Consider the following 18642-nt stretch of genomic DNA (forward strand, 5'->3'; position numbering starts at 1 on the left):
CGTCCCGCCGATTCCCGTGGCGCCCGTCACGGGCAGGGCGCCGCGTCCGGCCCGTGGTGGCGGAGCGGTGGTAGAACTGCAGGGTGGACAGTCAAGCAACGGCTCCTTCCCCCATCGCCTCCGTTCCCGTGTTCCGGCACGGAGTGCACGCGTTCGGTTCCCGCACCATCGATTTCGACCGTCGAGTCGCACTCATGGCGGTGATCAACCGGACTCCGGACTCCTTCTACGACGGCGGGGCGACCTTCGCACTCCAGGCAGCCGTGGACGCGTCCCTGAAGGCGGTCGACGACGGCGCCGACTGGGTGGACATCGGCGGAGCGCCCTTCTCGCCCGGCGACCCGATCCCGGCAGCCGAGGAGGCCGAGCGGATCGTCCCCGTCATCAGCGCCGTGCGGGCGGCGTCGGACGTCATCATCTCCGCCGACACCTTCCGGCCCGACGTGGCCCGGCAGGCGCTCGCGGCAGGGGCCAACGTGGTCAACGACACCACCGGGCTGCGGGATCCGGACATGGCGGCCGTGGTGGCCGACGCCGGCGCGCACCTGATCATCACCCACAGCCTGGCGGAACCGCGCACGGTGTATCCGAGGCCCTCCTACGACGACGTGGTCCGCGAGATCGTGGAGTTCCTCCTCCGCAAGGTGGACGACGCGATCCGGCTGGGGATCCCGGAAGACCGGATCCTGCTGGATCCGGGACACGACCTCAACAAGAACACGCTGCACTCACTGGAGATCACCCGCCGGTTCGCCGAGATCGCCGGACTGGGCTTCCCCACCGTGGCAGCGGTGTCGAACAAGGATTTCATCGGTGAGACCCTGGACCGGCCCAAGCGTGAACGCGTGGAGGGATCCCTCGCGGCGGCAGTGATCTGCATACTCGGCGGAGCCCGCGTGGTCCGGATGCACAACGTCCCGGCGTCACGGGCGGCCATCGATCTCACCGAGGCAGTCCTCGGCTGGCGGCAACCGGCTTACCTCCGCCACAACATGGGCGACGTCAACGCGCCGGCCGAACCGTGATCACCGCCCTGGTCCCGACCTCGTCGGACCCCCTCGACGACGACGCGCTCCATCGGATCTACGCCTATCCCGCCGATCCCCCCACCGGCCGGCCGTACGTCCGCTTCAACTTCATCGCGGCAGCCGACGGCGCTGCGACGAGCGGAGGCCTCTCCGCCGGGCTGGGGAACGACGGCGACCAGCGGATCTTCACCGTCCTGCGACGGCTCGCGGACGTGGTCCTGGTGGGAGCCGGGACCGTCCGCGCGGAGGGCTACGAGGGCGACCTCGTCGATGACGCCGCACGTGCCTGGCGCTCCGCGAGCGGACTCGCGCCGCACCCGGCGATCGCAGTCATCTCCGGCAGCCTCGACCTCGATCCGGGCGCGGGCTTCTTCCGCAGCGCTCCGGTGCGTCCGATCATCCTCACCAGCAGGGACGCGCCGGCGGAGAAGCGGGCGGCGCTCGCGGCTGTCGCCGACATCGTTCCGTGCGGACCGGACACGGTGCAGGTTCCCGCGATCCTCGCCGAACTCGGGCGGCGAGGACTCACGAAGGTCCTCTGTGAAGGAGGCCCGTCCGTCCTGGGGGGCTTCACCCGTGCGGACGCCGTCGACGAACTGTGCCTCTCGATCAGTCCCCTGCTCGCCGGCGGAGACGGTCCCCGGATCTCCGTCGGCGCGAGCCCGGCGGTTCCCGTCGCGCTGACGCTGTCCTCCCTGCTGACGGAGGACAGCGCCCTCTACACGCTGTACCGACGCGCGACGCTGTACCGTCGAGCAGCCTGATCCCGCGCCCCGGGTTCCTCCTGCCCCCGAGCTCCGGGCTTGCCTGCGCGAACTCCCGCCGCCCTGGCCCTCGACCCCAGGGTGAACTCTTTGCGTGCGTGCGGCGTTGTACCTGAGGTCCCGCGATCACCTGTACGTCATTCGAGGATTCCGCGTGCGCGTTGAGGGGCTCACCGAGGCCCTGGCTTTGGTGCGGACAGTCCGGCGCCCTTAGTCTCAGGTGGTATCGGGACGCTGCAGCACCACAGTGAGCGGTCGCGGTCGGAACTCCAGGACGACCCCCAGGAAAGGCCGGATCGATGGCAGAGGCACCACGGAAGTCGTACTACGACGTCCTCGGCGTGCCTCCGGAAGCCGACATCAAGGTCATCAAGGATGCCTACCGCCGGGCAGCGCGCGCCGCGCACCCCGACCTCGGCGGCAGTGCCGAGCAGTTCCACGACGTCGCCGTCGCCTACGAGACACTGAGCGATCCCCAGCGACGGGAGCGCTACGATGCCGACACCGGACGCGCCCGTCCCGTATCGGCAGGCACTGCCTCGGCGGCAGGAAACAGCCGTATGCCGTCGGGCCCTCGTCCTTCGGCCGGGACGCGGGTCGAGGACGAGGACGCCGCGAAGTCCCCACCGGACTACCTGCCGCCGTTCTCGCCGTCGGCTCCGCCGGCCGTTCCCCTGATCCTCGCCGGACGCCAGGTCCACGGATCCCCACGGCAGCCCGGCTTGTTCGCGCGCAGGTCGTCGGGTGTCCGTGCGCGCATCGATGGTGAGCTGCGCACTGCGGCCCTGCTCGACCGGGCGCTGCTGCCCACCTACCCCGCGGCCCGCCTGGTCAACGGCGTCGAGTTCGATGACCGCGAAAGGACGGCGGCCGGGCATGTCCTGCTCGCCGGATACAGAATGGCCGTGATCGACTCGTTCACGGCGGCACCGGGGAATTTCGCCTGGGACGGCCGGTCGTTGCGCCATCAGGGCCGCTCCGTCGACCTGCAGCTACCCCGGACCGTCCGCGCGGTGCAGGACCTGTTTCCCGAATGCAACGTCGCCGGGTGGGTGGTGATCCATGGGGCGCCCGACAATCCCTTCGCGCCGGTGATCGACGTCCCACCGGGATTCGACCGGTCCTCGACCGCCGTGGTGCAGGTCGTGAACGCAGGCACCGCCGTGCGCACCATCCGGTCCTTCCTGTCCTCCGGTCCCGCACCGAACGTGGTGCAGCTCCCGGTGCTCGCGCGCCTGCTGGCGTCCGCGGAGAGCTAGGCCGGCCGGAAGCTAGGATGGAGCGGTGTTCCGCATCCTCTTCCATACTCCAGAAATACCGGGCAACACCGGCGCAGCCATCCGCCTCGCTGCCGTGGCGGGTGCGGAACTCCACCTCGTGGAGCCACTGGGGTTCAGCCTCGAGGACTCCAAGCTGAAGCGGGCCGGGCTCGACTACCACGACCTCACGGTGCTGCACGTCCATGCAAGCCTCGACGAGGCATGGACCGCCCTGCAGCCCGAGCGGGTCTTCGCCTATACCTCGGACGGGGACGTCTCGTACACGGACATCGCCTACCAGCCGACCGACGTCCTGCTCTTCGGCCGCGAATCCGACGGCCTTCCGTACGACGTCAAGCACGACAGCCACATCACGTCGCGGGTCCGCGTTCCGATGCTCCCCTCGCGCCGCTCGCTCAACCTCGCCAACACAGCATCCATCGTCCTCTACGAAGCCTGGCGCCAACAGGGCTTCGCGGGCGCCCAGCGATGATCCACTCCTAGGAGCCCCCATGCCCGCTCGCCATGCCGCAACCCTGCCCGACGGTGGAGCGGAGGACTACGACCGCCTTGCTCCTGCCGTATGGAACCCGGTGAGCAACGCCGTCGTCGCCGCTGCCGACGTCCTCGTGGGCGAGCGCGTTCTCGATGTCTTCGCCGGGACCGGCTCGGGAACCGTCCCCGCCGCGCAGCTCGTGGGACCGGACGGGCACGTCGACGCCGTCGACCGCTCGTCGGCGATGCTCGACCTCGCGGAAGCGAAGACCGAGGCACTCGGGCTGGACAACGTGTCCTTCCACCGCGCGGACCCGGCGCATTGGGAGCCGGAAGCGCCCTTCGACGCCGTCATCAGCTGCTATGGCATCTTCCTCCTGGACGACATGGACGCGGGGATGGACCGCATCGTCCGCCTGCTGCGCCCCGGCGGAAGGATCGCGGTGAGCGCGTGGGACGACGGCGCCCTCGAGCCGTTCGGCGAGATCCTCCTCGACACCATCCGGACCACCTCGCACGGCCATGTCCCCGCCGACTCCCCTGCGCCGGTCTTCGTGGACAACTGCAGGAGGCTTGCCTCCGTCGACCGTCTCGAGGAATGGCTCGGCGCCCGGGGCCTGACGGAGATCACCATCGAGAAGCTGGGGCTGGCCGCGCCCCTCGAGCCGGAGTACGCGTGGTCGCTGGCGCTCGGCAGCGGCTACCGCGGATTGCTGCCGGAGGCACCCGAGGCCCTCGAGGAGGTCCGGCGTGCCTTCGTGGAGCGCCTCGGTGGGGATTTCGTCCTCAACGCGGACTCGCTCATCGCCGTCGGTTCCTACCTGCCGGAGGGCTAGGCCCGCGTCGAACCATCCGGAGGCCGTCCCGCTGCGAATGATAGATGTCAGCGGACGAGCGGAACCCGGGAGGGGTGGTGGGATGGTGATTGTGCAGCAGGGACGAGCGCGGATCCCGCGGCAGGACACTCCCTCCATCGTTCGGTCTGGGCCTCACGGCGCTTTATGCTGGAGCCCTATGGAAACGCCACGAGCAAGCCGGGTCAGCCCTCCAGCGGCCCCAGCGGACGAGATGGCCGTCGATCCCGGCGTCGGTCCCACCCTGACCGATCTGCTGCTGCGGATCGCACGGAAGGACCGTACCGCGTTCGCCCTCTTCTACGAGCAGACGTCGAAACGCGTCTACGGGCTGGCCCGGCGGGTGCTCATCGACCCCGACCTGAGCGAGGACGCCACGCAGGAGGTGTACCTCCAGGTGTGGAACACCGCCGAGCGCTTCAATCCGGCGCTGGGCAGCCCCATGGCCTGGCTCATGACGCTCGCCCACCGCCGCGCCGTCGACAAGGTGCGCTCGGAGCAGAGCGCCACGGACCGGGAAGCCCGCTACGGAGCCGCCACGCAGACCATCGATCACGACGACGTCGTCGACACGGTCACCCAGCGCCTCGAAGCGGAGAGCGTGGTCCGGTGCCTGGACACACTCACCGAGACCCAGCAGGAATCGGTGAGACTGGCCTACTACGGTGGGCTCACCTACCGCGAGGTGGCCGAGAAACTCGGCGTCGCGGTGCCGACCATCAAATCGAGGATCCGTGACGGATTGCTCCGACTCAAGACCTGTTTGGGGGTGAGCTGAGATGCAGGACAAGGACATGAAGAGACAATTCGCCGATGACCTCGGGACGGACCTGGCACGCGGCCACGTCCTCGAGTGGGCCGAGCTCTTCGCGCTGGATGCTATCAGCGCCGATGAGCGCCGGGTTCTCGAGGCGTTCCTGGAGGACGCGGACCCGGCGATCAGTGCCACGTTCGCCGATCGCGTCCGTACCGACCGCGAAGCGATCACCTCGGCCTTTGCCGTCGACCAGATCGAGCCGCCGGCGGACCTGTTCGAGCGTATCGTCGCGCAGCTCCCGGCGATTGCGGACAGCGACGCGGGTCAGAGCCTACCGCTTCGTCCGCAGTCCCCTGGGACAGCCGACCCTTCCGGTCCGGCGGAGGCGGCGGGTCAGGACGAGCTGGCGCAGCGCCGCTCGGCCAGGGCCTCCCTGTCCTCGCGTGCCGGGCGCTGGATCGTCGCCGCAGCCGCGGCAGCCGTCCTCGCCGTGGGCGGAGTCACCATCGCCCAGAACCTCCAGCAGACCACCGTCGAGCAGGAGGTCCTGCAGGCGTCCGACGTCCGGACGCAGCAGCTGACCCTGGCGGCCGGCGGTGTCGCGGACCTGGCTGTGTCCGGCGAGAAGAACGCAGCCGTCGTGACCCTGAGCGGTGTTCCCGCACCGGCCGAGGGACACGTGTACCAGATGTGGCGCATCCCTGCCGATGGAACGGCGCCGGTCTCCGTGGGCACGATGTCCGGAGAGGACGTCGCGGGAACCAAGGTCACCGAACTCACGGACATCAGCGGATACACCGCGATCGCCATCACGGTCGAGCCCGAGGGCGGTTCGGCCGCACCGACCCTGCCGATCGTCGCCCAGATCCCGCTCGGGGCCTGATCCCGCTCACGCCCTGATCCGGTCGGACACCAGTCCGGCCCCCGTCCCGGCAGGGGCGGGGGCCGGACTGGTGTCCGGCCCGACCCCACCGGTACTGATGTGCGTCTCGGTACCGCTAGAAGCCCGCGATCGTTTCGTCGGTGTTGATACCGACAACGTGGAAGGACTCGGCACTGCGTCCGTCGGGCAGTCCGCCGCGCCGGGCGTTGTCCTGCAGGATGGCCCGGACCCTCGACTGCATCCGCTCGACGTCGGGATGCTGGCTGCGGTGCGCGGTGATGGCCGCAATCTTCCGGTCCTCCGACCCCGTCACGTCGACGTAGCGATTCTCGAGGTGGGCCGGTCCCCCGTAGAACCACAGCCAGGGGACCCGGAAACTCCTGAGCCCGGCGGCCTCGAGTTCGGGATAGGCGAAGGGGTTCTCCACGGCCGGGTAGATGGCCCTCGTGACCGCCTCCCCGCAGGCGAGGTGGTCGGGGTGGCTCTTCTGGATCCGGTCCCAGCTCCGTTCCGGGTGCATCGACACCACGATGTCCGGACGGACCTCCCGCATCCGGCGCACGATCTGGCGGATCACGTCGTCCGTCGGCTCGAGGTAGCCGTCCGGCTCCCCGAGGAACGTGACGTCGCTGACGCCGACGATCTCCGCCGCGGCACGCTGCTCCGCGCGGCGGAGGGACGCGATGCCCGGCCGGTCCTCGTCGGAGAACCCGCCGGCGTCGCCGTCGGTCAGTATGCAGTAGCTGACGGACGCACCGGCGGCGGTCCATCCGGCAATGGTGGCAGCCGCCCCGAAGTCGATGTCGTCGGGGTGCGCGGCGAAGACCAGTACGCGTTCGGGAGCGGATCCCGTTCCATCGACCACGTCCTACAGGCCGCGCTTCCGGATTTCCTCGGTGGCCTGGGGCAGCACCGTGAAGAGGTCCCCGACGATGCCGAAATCTGCGATCTCGAAGACGGGAGAGTCGGCATCCTTGTTGATCGCGACGATCACCCTGGACGTCTGCATCCCTGCTCTCTGCTGGATGGCCCCCGAGATCCCGGCCGAGATGTACAGCTGCGGCGACACGGTCTTGCCCGTCTGCCCGATCTGTGCCGAGTGCTCGATCCAGCCCGCGTCGGTCGCAGCCCTCGAGGCTCCGACCGCACCGCCGAGTGCATCGGCCAGGTCCTCCAGCGGCCCGAAGTTCCCATCGACGCCGCGGCCGCCGGCGACGATGACTCGCGCCTCGGCCAGTTCAGGCCTGCCGCTGACCGGCTTCTCGACACGGCCGGTGACGCGTGCTGCCGCCGTCGGCAGCTCGACAGGGATCCGTGCCTCGCGCGGCGACGACGGAAGGCCCGCTTCGGCCGCCTCCACGCTGTTGGGTTTGATCGTGAGGATCGGGACGCCGGTCGTCACGCGGCAGTCGACCGTGTAGGAGCCGGCGAAATCCGACTTCGTGGCCGTCAGGTTCCTGCTGAGACCGACGACGTCAGTGATCACGCCGGACTCGAGCCGGATGCCTGCCCGCGCCGCGATCTCCTTCGCCTCGTAGGAGTTGCCCAGCAGCACGACGTCCGCACCGGTCGCGCGCACGGCGGCCGCAAGGAACGCAGCCTTGCCTGCCACGAGCACCTCCGACACGGCGCCCTCGGGCCGGTAGACCTCCTGCACACCGTAGGACCCGACGCCGTCGAGGTACGCCGGGTCCGCGTCGTCGGCAAGGGCGACGACGACATCGCCGAGGGAAGCCCCCAGGGAGAGGAGCTCCCGCTCGCTCTTGGCGAGGCTTGCTCCGGGATGGTCCAGGAATACGAGGACGGTAGTCATGCGAAGAGTCTCCTGCAACGGTTGGTGCGGCGAAGGACGGACTAGAGGAGCTTCTGTCCCGCGAGGAAGTCGACGAGCCTGATACCGGCGTCGCCCTCGTCGGTGATGATGATCCCCTGAGTGCGCGGCGGCCTCGGGGCCGCCGCCTCGATCCTCGTCCAGGAACCGGCAAAGCCCACTTCATCGGGCTGGAGCCCCACATCGGCGAGTGAGAGGACCTGGATCTGCTTCTTCTTGGCCGCCATGATGCCCTTGAAGTTCGGGTACCGGGGCTCGTTGATCTGGTCCGTGACGGATACCAGCGCCGGCAGGGGCGCTTCGACGGTTTCGGCGAAGGTGTCGTTGTCACGGCGCGCGGCGAGCTTCCAGCCGCTGTCCTCACGCGTCAGGTCGAGCGACGCCGCGAAGGTGACCTGGGGCAGGGCGAGCCGCTCGGCGAGCTGCGCAGGGACGAGGGAGGTCTCGCCGTCCGTGGACGCCATGCCCGTGAGGATGAGGTCGAACGGTCCGGCGTGCTGCAGGAGGGCGGCGAGCGCCCTGGAGGTGGCCGAGGCGTCGGATCCGCGCAGCGCCTCGTCCGTGAGGTGCACTCCGTCATCGGCGCCGATCTGGAGGGACTTCTTGACTGCGCCGACCGCGGCCGCGGGGCCCATCGTGATGGCCGTGACCCGGTGGCCGGCCGCCGCTCCCCCCTGGGCCTCGACGAGCTGGAGGGCCGCTTCGAGCGCATACTCGTCCAGTTCGGAGAGGATGCTCTCGGTGCGTACCGTCGTCAGGTCATCGCTGCTGATGTGGCGGTCGAACTGAGCATCGGGAACATGCTTCACGAGTACCGCGATGCGCAGTCCTGGAGCTGGAGCCTCGTCCATTGCTGACCTTCCTCGTTTGGGGATCTTCCCATCGACTAGCTAACCATAGGTGACGTCGGCGTCCGCCCGGATCCGCCGCCGCCGTCCTGCTCCCGACGCGTGACGCACTCGAGGCGGTCCCGGATCCGGGACCGCCTCGAGTGCACTGTTCACCTGCAGGCAGGCCCGCCGGGTAAACCTATGGGGTCGGCGCCTGAGCGAGCGTGACCTCCACGGTGCGGGACTCTCCTCCCCGCGTGATCTCCACCGGTACCTGCTGTCCCACCGTCTGGATCCGCACCGCGGCCGTCAGGGACTGCGGGTCGCTGACGGTGAAGTTCCCCACCTTGGTGATGACGTCGCCCACCTGCAGCGCGGCGTCCTCCGCAGGTGAATCCGGTTCGACCGACTCGACGAGCGCGCCGGACGAGAAGGTGGACGTGCTCTGGGACCCGTCGTCGGAGGCCGGCGTGACGCTGACCCCCAGGAACCCGTGGGTCGCCTCACCGTTCGCGATGATCTCCTTCGCGATGCGGTCCGCATAGTTGATCGGGATCGAGAAACCCACTCCGATGTTGCCGGTGGACTCGCCGGAGCCGGCCGATGCGATGGCGACGTTCACGCCGATGATCTTCCCGTCCGTGTCCACGAGCGCGCCGCCCGAGTTGCCCTGGTTGATCGCGGCGTCGGTCTGGATGACGTTGAGGTAGATCGAACCCTGTGCCTGCGTCTGCTGCGACCCGGATCCGCCCGGCGGCAGGAAGTTGAAGCCTTCACCGTCCGGGGACTCGGTGCTGTCCGACGAATCCTCGGGCACGGCCGAGGACGCCACGCTGATGGTCCTGTTCAGGGTGGAGACGATGCCGTCGGTGACCGTTCCGCTCAGGCCGAGCGGAGCACCGATGGCAATCGCGGTGTCACCGACGTTCAGCTCGTCGGAGTTCCCGAGGTTCGCCGCGGTCAGATCGGGGGCATCGATCTTGACCACCGCGAGATCACTCAGGGGATCGGTTCCGACCACCGTGGCCGGGAAGACGCGTCCGTCGTTGAGCTTGACCTCGACGGTCGGGTCGGAGACCTGCCCGCCCAGGGTGACCACGTGGGTGTTCGTGAGGATGTGGCCGTCCGTGTCGAGGATGATGCCCGATCCGGAGCCGCCGGCGTTACCGCCGCTGACGGCGATCGTGACGACGCTCGGCGAGGCCGTCACCGCAGCCCCCGTGATGGTGTTGACGTCCTCGGTGTTGTTCACCACGATCGACTCGGGGGCGGTCTGCGATGCACTGACGGGCGAGCTGTCATCGAGCACGGTGTAGGCGGCCGTCGCCGCGCCGCCGCCGATGAGCCCGGCAGCGAGGACTCCTGCGGCGAAGGTCGCGAGCCCCACGCGCTTGCGCTCCCTCGTCCCCGCTCGTCCGTGCTGCGGGGCGGACGGGTAGCTGCCGCTCTGGCCGCCGTAGAAGGGCTGGTGCCCCGCGTAGGCGGGATGGGGAGCGTCCTGCGCGAAGTCCTGGTGCTGGCCCCCCTGCGCAGGACCGGAGACGGCGGGATGCTGCGCGGTCGGCGTAGCTGCGGCCGGCTGGACCGTCGTGTCCGGGGAGTCCCCGGACGCCCGTCCCGCGTCGTGCTGCCCGTCGGGACCCGGCCGGCCGGCCGCCGCATGCTGATCGTTCCAGCCCATCCCCCATGACGGCGGGTTGGAAGGCTGCGGAGGAAGGGGGCGATCTGCGGCGCCCGGAGTGCCCGGCTGCTCGTTCATGGGAGGTCCTTTCGTTGCTGTTGACCACATCATGGCAACCTTCGCTGAGCCTCAAGCATGCGTTTGCTGTGCGGTTTCTGAGAAGTTGCTGTCACTGGACCCGGTGCAGACCAGCTGCAGAAGGATCGCGACTCCCCCAGTATCCCCTGCCCACCGCTGGGGCGGCGGGGCAGGGCGGGCAATCCACCGGCCGCCGTCGTGCTGGGGGGTGCGGAGAATGCCGACGGGAAGCAGAGCGTAGCGTCGTCGCGCTTTCGCTAGGGGCATAGGTGCGGTGGTGGACGCTCCCGGAGCCCAACCATAGAATCGGGAAGACAGGGAGCCTCCGGCGTCCGCCGACCCCAGTCCTGGGACCGGTAGGGTCCGGGGGACGTGCTGAAGGGTCGAAAATGCGAATGATGAGCAGGCGCATCCGCGTCTCTGCTGTCCTGGGTGCCGTCGTGGCGGTCCCTTTTGTCTCGAGCGCGGCGGCCTTCGCCGACCAGCCGATCACCTTCCCCTCCGGGGACTACGTCACCGACACTGCGGGAGTCCTCAGTCCGGGCGAGGAGAGCGAGCTCGAGGCGGCCATCGAGGAGCTGCGGTCGCAGGAGGGCTTCACGGTCCGGGTCGCCTACGTCGATACCTTCGAGAACCCGACGGATCGCAACCAGTGGGCCACGACGACGGCCCAGCTCAACGACCAGACCTCGAACGAGGGACTTCTGGCGATCGCCGTCGAGCAGGGAGCCGCCTCCTACGTCGTGGGGAGCGGTTCGGCCATCGGCGGACAGGGCCAGGACATCTACAGCCAGTTCATCGGGCCCGAACTGCAGCAGGGCAGGGACTTCGCAGGGGCCGGACTGGCCGCGGTGCAGGGCACCGAGGAAGCACTCGCGGGCAGCTCCGCCGGCGGTTCCACCGGAGAGAAGCCGACGGGAAGCACCGGTTCGACCGGCGGCAGCGCCCTCGGTGGCCTCGCCCTCGTAGGCGGACTCGTCGCCGTGGCCGGCGCCGGCGGGTACATGCTGCTCAAGAACCGCGGCGGCAGCGGCGCACAGAGGAAGCGCGAGGAGTACGGCTACGGGCCGGTACCCTCCGCCAGTGGCGAGGTGGTCGATCCGCTTGCCTCGGTGAGCGTCGAGGACCTGCGCAAGCGCGCCGGGAGCCTGCTCGTCGCCGCCGACGACGCCATCAAGTCCAGCGAGCAGGAACTGGGCTTCGCCGAAGCCCAGTACGGCAGGGAAGCCATCACGACGTTCTCGCAGGACATCGCCGCGGCACGGCAGCACATGAGTGAGTCGTTCAAGCTGCAGCAGCAGCTCGACGACCACATCCCCGACACCGAGCAGCAGCAGCGCCAATGGCTCGGCGAGATCATCCGCCGGTGCGAGGACGTCAACTCGTCCCTGCAGGCACACAAGGCGGACTTCGACTCGCTGCGCGAGCTCGAGCGGAACGCTCCGGACGCCCTGCGACGGGCGCAGGCCGCCGCCGGCGAGGCAGGCCGACGGTTCGCCGCGGCCGAGCAGTCGCTCCGCGCTCTGCAGGGCCGCTACCTCGAGACCGCGACCTCCCAGGTGGCCGACAACATCGAGCAGGCGCGCGAACGGCTCTCCTTCGTCGACAGCGCCGCTTCCGAAGCCCAGTCGCGCATGGCCGCCGGCGACACGGGACGAGCCGTCGTGGCAGTCCGGGCCGCGGAGGAAGCGGTCCACCAGAGCACGGTCCTGCTGGACGCGATCGACAAGCGTGCCGAGGAGCTGGCGGCGGCCGAGCGCGAGCTCGAGCATGCCCTCCCCGAGACGGAGCAGGATCTCGCCCAGGCCCAGGCCATGGACCGGACGGGACAGTACCGCGACCTGGCGGGACCGGTCGCCGCCGTGCAGTCCGCGGTGACGACCGTGCGGCAGGAGCTGCAGCGCGGGCGCAGCAACCCCGTGGCGCTCCTGCAGCGGCTCGAAGCCGCCCATTCCCAGCTCGACGCAGCCCTCGGTGGCGTCCGCGACCAGGCCGAGAACGTCCGGCGAGCCCAGGACTCCCTCCAGCACGCGATCATCGCCGCGCAGTCCGGCATCTCGGGTACAGCCGACTACATCCGGGCGCGGCGCGGCGGAGTGGGCAGCGAAGCACGGACGCGGCTGGCTGAAGCCGAGCGCAACCTCGACTACGCCGTGGACCTCCAGCGCTCCGACCCCGTGACGGCACTGTCCCACGCCCAGCAGGCGGCAGTGCTGGCCGATCAGGCAGCCCAGCTGGCCGAGCAGGACGTGGAGGGCTTCGGCCGGGGCCGTATGGGCATGGGCGGTATGTACGGCGGCCGGGGCGACGGCATGGGCGGGGCGCTGCTCGGCGGCATCCTGCTCGGGTCCATCCTCAACGGTGGCGGAGGCTTCGGCGGCGGGTTCGGCGGAAGCTACGGCGGCGACGGCGGGGGCGGTGGATTCGGCGGCGACGGCGGGAGCTTCGGCGGCGGCGGCTTCGGCGGGTTCGACGGCGGCGGCGGCGGCTTCGGTGACTTTGGGGGCGGCGGCGGCGACTTCTAGGCCGCTTCGCCGGTTCCACCAGCAGGACGCACTATTCGGAAGAATCGAAAGGGAAATCAATGGTAAAGCAGTCAATTTTCGGTAGGATCGCCCAGCTCACGCGAGCCAACATCAACGCGTTGATCGACCAGGCGGAGGATCCGCAGAAGATGCTCGACCAGATGGTCCGCGACTTCACGAACAGCATCGCCGAGGCCGAGAGCGCCGTCGCGCAGACCATCGGCAACCTCCGCATGATGCAGGACGACTACAACGAGGACGTCGAGAACGCCCGCAGCTGGGGCAACAAGGCGCTTGCGGCCTCCCGCAAGGCCGACGAGTACCGTGCATCCGGCGACACGGCGGATGCCCAAAAGTTCGACAACCTGGCCAAGGTGGCCATCCAGCGGCAGATGGCCGCGGAGAACGAGGCGAAGGGCGCCGAGCCGACCATCGCGTCGCAGACCGAGATCGTCGACAAGCTCAAGGACGGCCTCAACCAGATGAAGGGCAAGCTCGGCGAACTGACCACCAAGCGTGACCAGCTCATCGCCCGCGCGCGCACCGCCCAGGCGCAGCAGCAGGTGCACGACGCCGTGAAGAGCATCGACTTCATGGACCCGACGAGCGAGGTGGGCCGCTTCGAGGAGAAGATCCGGCGCGAGGAGGCTCGGGTCCGAGGACAGCAGGAGCTCGCGTCGTCGAGCCTGGACGCGCAGTTCGAGAGCCTGGAGGACCTGGGCGAGCAGACCGAGATCGAAGCGCGCCTCGCCGCACTCAAGTCCGGCTCCGGCACGCAGTCGGCGATCGGTCAGGGTGCCACCACCGACGCGACGGCCGGCGCTCCCTCGACCACGGGCGAAACCACCTACTGACCCGCGGATCCGCCGCGCGGATTCCATCAGCGGATCGAGGAAGGGAACCACGGCTTTTCGGCCGTGGTTCCCTTCTTGTCAACGCGGATCACGGCTGAGGGCGCCCGGGTAGATTGAGGGCATGGCCGTGACACTGGTGTGGTTCCGCGATGATCTCCGTATTTCCGACAACCCCGCGCTCGCCGCGGCCGCGGACAGCGGGGACGACGTCGTCGCCTGCTACGTCCTCGACGAGGACACGAAGGGCATCCGCCCGTTGGGCGGCGCCTCGAAGTGGTGGCTGCACCACTCGCTCGCGGCGCTGGCGGCGTCGCTCGCCGACCTCGGCATACCCCTCGTCCTGCGCCGGGGAGCGGCAGCGGAGGTGCTCCCCGGGGTCGTGGCCGAGTCCTCGGCGCACGCCGTCGCCTGGAACCGGCGCTACGGGCTGGCAGAGCGCACCACGGACGCCGCGCTGAAGGCCGCCCTGGCGGATCACGGGGTCGAGGCGACGAGCTACCAGGCCAACCTGATGTACGAACCGTGGGAGGTCACCTCGGGGACGGGAGGGGCCTACAAGGTCTTCACACCGTTCTGGCGGGCCTGCCTGGCCTCGCGGACCCCCCGGAAGCCCCTCCCGGCCCCGGAGTCCCTGCGCGGGCCGCAGTTGCCTTCCGACGACCTCGACGCCCTGGGGCTCCTCCCGTCCCCCGACTGGGCGCAGGGACTCCGCGACACGTGGACACCCGGCGAGGCGGGGGCACACGCGCGGCTGGACGACTTCCTCGAGGGGGCCCGCGGCTACAAGGACAACCGCAACCTGCCCGCGGTCCAGGGCACCAGCATGCTCTCGCCCCACCTGCGGTTCGGGGAGATCAGCCCGTTCGAGGTCTGGCATGCCGCCCAGGACTCCAAGGACCCTTCGACGGCCGAGGACATCCGCGTCTTCGGCTCCGAGCTCGGCTGGCGGGAGTTCAGCTGGCAGCTGCTGTACTTCCACCCCGAGCTGCCGACCGTGAACTACCGTCCCGAGTTCAACGCCTTCGCATGGGAGAGCTCGACGAGGTCCGAGCTCGACGCGTGGCAGCGTGGACAGACCGGATACCCGCTGATCGACGCGGGGATGCGCCAGATGTGGGAGATCGGCTGGATGCACAACCGCGTCCGCATGGCGACGGCGTCCTTCCTCATCAAGAACCTCATGATCGATTGGCGCGTCGGGGAGAAGTGGTTCTGGGACTGCCTGGTGGATGCGGACGCCGCGTCGAACGCCGCGAGCTGGCAGTGGGTCGCCGGCTCCGGTGCCGATGCCAGCCCCTATTTCCGCATCTTCAACCCGGTGCTGCAGAGCAAGAAATTCGACCCCCAAGGGAAGTACCTCGTGCGGTTCGTACCCGAACTGGCGGACGCGGACAACGTCCACGAACCATGGAAGGGCGCGGCACCCGGTTACCCGGAACCCGTCGTCGACCTCAAGGAGAGCCGGGAGCGCGCTCTGAGCGCGTACAAGGCCCTGTCGGAGAGCTGAAGCCCGGCGCTTCCTCCGGTGCCCTGCGCCGGAGGAAGCGCCGGCGCAGGGCACAGAAAACGTGGACACAGCAAAAAGTCCGGCCCACCAGTGGTGGGCCGGACTTTTCTTCGTTGCGGGGACAGGATTTGAACCTGTGACCTCTGGGTTATGAGCCCAGCGAGCTACCGAACTGCTCCACCCCGCGGCGTGTAACCAACGTTACCGGCCGCGGGGCGTGAAGGCAAATCGGGCGGCTGCCCGCCCCTCCGGGGCTACTGCCCGGTGCCCGCCGAGACGCGTTCCTCGGCGTCGAGCGCCCGCTGGAGCGCGTCCTGCAGGCGGTCCTGCGCTTCACCGTAGGCAGCGAAGTCGCCGGCCGCGAGCGCAGCGTTCCCCTCCTTGATCGCCGTGTTGGCATCGTTGAGCGCGATCCGGAGGTCCGCCGCCGGATCGTCCGTCCCGGCGCCTCCCCCTGCGGACGGGGTGGGGGTCGGCGTCGGCGTCGCACCTTCGCCGCCGTCCTCGGCAGGGGGCGCTGCCGGGTCCTCGGGGGTCTCGCCGACATTCTCGCTGTCGCCCGTCGTCGCTCCGGAGTCTCCGCCGAAGACCTGGTCGAGTGCCTCGGCGAGCGTCGGTGCGAACCCGACGTTGTCACCGAAGCTCACGAGGACCCTCCGCAGGACGGGGAAGGACGAACTGCCCGAGGACTGCACGTATACGGGCTGGACGTAGGCGATCCCGCCACCGATCGGCAGGGTCAGCAGGTTGCCGTTGATGACCTCCGACGCGCCCTGGCGCAGCAGGTTGAGCTCCTGCGACACCGTGGTGTCCGAGTTGAAGAGGTTCTGCGCCTGGCCGGGACCGACCACGGAGTCCTGGCCCGAGCTGTCGAGGAGCGTGAGGCGCCCGTAGTTCTCGCTCTTGACGCCGTCCTCGCCGGTGCCGGCATCCCCGTTGGCCGCGAGGAAGCCGTACAGCACGTTCCTCGGGGTCTGGCCCGTCGGCACGAAGGGGATGTACGGCGTGGTCAGCGAGAACGCGGCCTCGTCCTGATTGGGCATCTGCAGTGTCAGGTAGAACGGCGGCTGGCGGTCCGTCGTCGCGGTCGTCGCCGCACCGTCCGCGCTCTCCTCCGGGTCGGCCGGCACGTTCCACGCCTCGCTGTTGTTGTAGAACTCGTCCGTGGAGGTGACGTGGTAGCGGGCGAGGAGTTCGCGCTGCACCTTGAAGAGGTCCTCGGGGTAGCGCACGTGCGCCATGAGGTCCGCCGACATCTCGCTGTAGGGCTTCAGAGAGGACGGGTACACCTTCTGCCAGGACTTCAGGATGGGGTCCTGGTCGTCCCAGGCGTACAGGTCCACCGAGCCGTCGTAGGCGTCGACCGTGGCCTTCACGGCATTGCGGATGTAGTTGACCTGCTCGGCCGGAAGAGCCGTCGCGAGGCCCTCGGCCGTCTGCGAATCCTGCGTCGCGGACTCCAGCTCCTGCTGCGTGGAGTAGGGGAAGTTGGCGCTGGTGGTGTACCCGTCGATGATCCACTTCACCCTGCCGTCGACGATCGCCGGGTAGCTGTTGCCGTCGAGCGTCAGGTAGGGAGCCAGCTTGCGGACGCGCTCCACGGGGTCGCGGTCGTAGAGGATCTGCGACGCGCTGTTCACCTGGTTGGAGAGCAGGAGGTCGGTGGACTGGAACTTCAGCGCATACACGAGGCGGTTGAAGGCGTTGCCCACATCCGGCCCGCCGTCGCCGTCGAACGTGGTGCGGGACTCGTCCTCGGAGTTCTCGTTCTGCGGGCGGTCGATCTCGGCGGGAGCCTGTCCTTCCGGCGCTCCGACGACCGAGTACTCGGGAGAGTCCTCACCGAAGTAGATGCGGGGCTCATAGGTGGACTCGTCACCGAGGACACCGGTCGAGGGGATCCCGGACTGCAGGAAGGACGGCCGGCCGTCCGGCTCCACGGTCGAACCGGCCGCGGCGACCACGCCGTAGCCGTGGGTGTAGAAGGCATGCTCGTTGACCCACCCTTCCGGTACACCGTTGGTGTCCAGTTCCCGCACGGCGATGACGGTGTCCTGGACTTCGCCGTCGATCTCGTAGCGGTCAACGTTGAGCGTCTCGGGGAACTGGTAGTACTGGCGGAACTGCTGGAGCTGGCTGAAGGCGTCGGACACGAGGTTCGGGTCGAGCAGGCGGATGTTCGCCGTGGTCTCCCCGTCGTCGCCCAGTGCGCCGGCCTGCGGGACCGCCTCGGGGTTGTACGCCTCGACCTCGACCTGGTCGAGGCCGTATGCCTCCCGGGTCAGGTTGATGTTCCGGTCGATGTACTCGCCCTCGAGACTGAGCTCGGACGGGCGCACCTGGAAGCGCTGCACGATGGCTGGGTAGACGCCGCCTGCGAGCAGGGCCGTGATGATGAGCATCGCCGTGCCGATCAGCGGCAGGCGCCAGCGGCCGATGAAGGCCGATGCGACGAACAGGACCGCCACGATGACGGCGGCGACAGCGAGGATCGCCTTGGTGGGGATGACCGCGTTGACGTCGGTGTAGAGCGCGCCGGCCCAGGTGCCCTGGTTCAGCAGCGTGTCGTAGCGGTCCAGCCAGTAGTTGACGCCCTGCAGGACCAGGAAGAGGGCCGCGACGACGGCGATCTGCACGCGGGCGGCCTTCGTGGTGAACAGGCCCTTCTCCTCGAGCCGGATCCCGCCGTACAGGTAGTGGGTGAGGACGGTGGCGATCGCGCTGATGATGACCACGCTGATGAGGAAGCCCGTCACGAAGCTGAGGAACGGCAGCGTGAACATGTAGAACCCGTAGTCCATCCCGAACTCGGGGTCGGACTTGCCGAACGGAACCCGGTTCAGGAAGAGCAGCACCTCCTGCCACTGCGAGGAGGCGGCGGTACCCGCGAAGGCGCCGAGGACCACGGGGATACCGAGCATCAGCAGGCGCCGGATCGGCTCGAGCTGCGCCTGGTAGCGGTTCAGGTTGTCCTGGATGGCGCTGTCGGGTGCGTAGATGGGCCTGCTGTGGAACGCGATGCGCAGGCTGAAGTACACGGCACCGGCCATGATGAGGAACGCGACGACGAACAGCACGATCCGGGACAGGTTCTCGGTGACGAAGACCTCGAGGAACCCGAGCTGCTGGTACCAGAGAACGTCCGCGTAGACCTGGGACAGATAGACGAAGGCGATGACGATCACCGCCACGACGATGATCGTCGGGATCAGCGGGCTGCGGCGCCGGCCTGGTGAAGCACTTGCTGGGCTCGGCCTACTGCCGAACGGACGGTCTGGTCCGGATGTCACATCTAC

Annotated in this window: 15 protein-coding genes and 1 tRNA gene; 10 read left to right on the forward strand and 6 right to left on the reverse strand. The window is 69.1% G+C overall.

Annotated features, from left to right (window positions below):
• The first annotated feature begins 83 nt into the window (after positions 1–83).
• From folP to ACX80J_RS00240, 7 genes are all read left to right on the forward strand, one after another.
• On the forward strand, positions 84–1025 hold the full coding sequence (gene folP, locus ACX80J_RS00210; RefSeq protein WP_459346420.1) for a dihydropteroate synthase: 942 nt from the start codon (positions 84–86) through the stop codon (positions 1023–1025).
• Positions 1022–1792 carry a pyrimidine reductase family protein gene (locus ACX80J_RS00215; RefSeq protein ID WP_459346421.1) on the forward strand — a complete coding sequence of 257 codons (771 nt, stop codon included), beginning with the start codon at positions 1022–1024 and terminating at the stop codon, positions 1790–1792. The genes folP and ACX80J_RS00215 overlap by 4 nt, the downstream gene beginning before the upstream one ends.
• A 299-nt stretch (positions 1793–2091) precedes the next feature.
• Complete coding sequence (locus ACX80J_RS00220) at positions 2092–3051, forward strand: J domain-containing protein (RefSeq protein WP_459346422.1); 960 nt, start codon at positions 2092–2094, stop codon at positions 3049–3051.
• 25 nt (positions 3052–3076) lie between these two features.
• Positions 3077–3544, forward strand: a complete 468-nt coding sequence (locus ACX80J_RS00225) for a tRNA (cytidine(34)-2'-O)-methyltransferase (protein WP_459343623.1) — start codon at positions 3077–3079, stop codon at positions 3542–3544.
• Between the two features lie 19 nt (positions 3545–3563).
• The gene (locus ACX80J_RS00230) at positions 3564–4382 is read left to right on the forward strand and encodes a class I SAM-dependent methyltransferase (RefSeq protein ID WP_459346423.1); all 819 of its coding nucleotides are present in this window, start codon (positions 3564–3566) and stop codon (positions 4380–4382) included.
• A 178-nt stretch (positions 4383–4560) separates the two neighbouring features.
• A complete protein-coding gene (sigK, locus tag ACX80J_RS00235) occupies positions 4561–5178 on the forward strand; it encodes an ECF RNA polymerase sigma factor SigK (RefSeq protein ID WP_459346424.1) in 618 nt (205 codons plus the stop codon).
• Positions 5179–5194: 16 nt separating this feature from the next.
• Complete coding sequence (locus ACX80J_RS00240; RefSeq protein ID WP_459346425.1) at positions 5195–6040, forward strand: anti-sigma factor; 846 nt, start codon at positions 5195–5197, stop codon at positions 6038–6040.
• Between the two features lie 115 nt (positions 6041–6155).
• Here ACX80J_RS00240 and ACX80J_RS00245 read toward each other — a convergent pair whose 3' ends face one another.
• From ACX80J_RS00245 to ACX80J_RS00260, 4 genes are all read right to left on the reverse strand, one after another.
• The gene (locus ACX80J_RS00245; RefSeq protein ID WP_459343627.1) at positions 6156–6905 is read right to left on the reverse strand and encodes a PIG-L deacetylase family protein; all 750 of its coding nucleotides are present in this window, start codon (positions 6903–6905) and stop codon (positions 6156–6158) included.
• A 3-nt stretch (positions 6906–6908) separates the two neighbouring features.
• Positions 6909–7853 carry an electron transfer flavoprotein subunit alpha/FixB family protein gene (locus ACX80J_RS00250; RefSeq protein WP_459346426.1) on the reverse strand — a complete coding sequence of 315 codons (945 nt, stop codon included), beginning with the start codon at positions 7851–7853 and terminating at the stop codon, positions 6909–6911.
• A gap of 41 nt (positions 7854–7894) precedes the next feature.
• A complete protein-coding gene (locus ACX80J_RS00255) occupies positions 7895–8722 on the reverse strand; it encodes an electron transfer flavoprotein subunit beta/FixA family protein (RefSeq protein WP_459343629.1) in 828 nt (275 codons plus the stop codon).
• Positions 8723–8900: 178 nt separating this feature from the next.
• On the reverse strand, positions 8901–10460 hold the full coding sequence (locus ACX80J_RS00260; protein ID WP_459346427.1) for a S1C family serine protease: 1560 nt from the start codon (positions 10458–10460) through the stop codon (positions 8901–8903).
• A 398-nt stretch (positions 10461–10858) separates the two neighbouring features.
• On the opposite strand from ACX80J_RS00260, the gene ACX80J_RS00265 reads away from it, so the two are divergent.
• The 3 genes from ACX80J_RS00265 (at position 10859) to ACX80J_RS00275 (ending at position 15346) form a co-directional block, all read left to right on the forward strand.
• Positions 10859–12985 carry a TPM domain-containing protein gene (locus tag ACX80J_RS00265; RefSeq protein WP_459346428.1) on the forward strand — a complete coding sequence of 709 codons (2127 nt, stop codon included), beginning with the start codon at positions 10859–10861 and terminating at the stop codon, positions 12983–12985.
• A 59-nt stretch (positions 12986–13044) separates the two neighbouring features.
• Positions 13045–13839 carry a PspA/IM30 family protein gene (locus ACX80J_RS00270; RefSeq protein WP_459343632.1) on the forward strand — a complete coding sequence of 265 codons (795 nt, stop codon included), beginning with the start codon at positions 13045–13047 and terminating at the stop codon, positions 13837–13839.
• Positions 13840–13960: 121 nt separating this feature from the next.
• Positions 13961–15346, forward strand: a complete 1386-nt coding sequence (locus ACX80J_RS00275; RefSeq protein WP_459346429.1) for a cryptochrome/photolyase family protein — start codon at positions 13961–13963, stop codon at positions 15344–15346.
• A gap of 113 nt (positions 15347–15459) precedes the next feature.
• Here ACX80J_RS00275 and ACX80J_RS00280 read toward each other — a convergent pair.
• Together ACX80J_RS00280 and ACX80J_RS00285 are read right to left on the reverse strand one after the other, a co-directional pair.
• Positions 15460–15533, reverse strand: a tRNA-Met gene (locus tag ACX80J_RS00280).
• 67 nt (positions 15534–15600) lie between these two features.
• Positions 15601–18558: a UPF0182 family membrane protein gene (locus tag ACX80J_RS00285; RefSeq protein WP_459346928.1), complete on the reverse strand. Its 2958-nt coding sequence runs from the start codon at positions 18556–18558 to the stop codon at positions 15601–15603.
• Positions 18559–18642 lie beyond the last annotated feature (84 nt).

Source organism: Arthrobacter rhamnosi, from assembly GCF_054510975.1.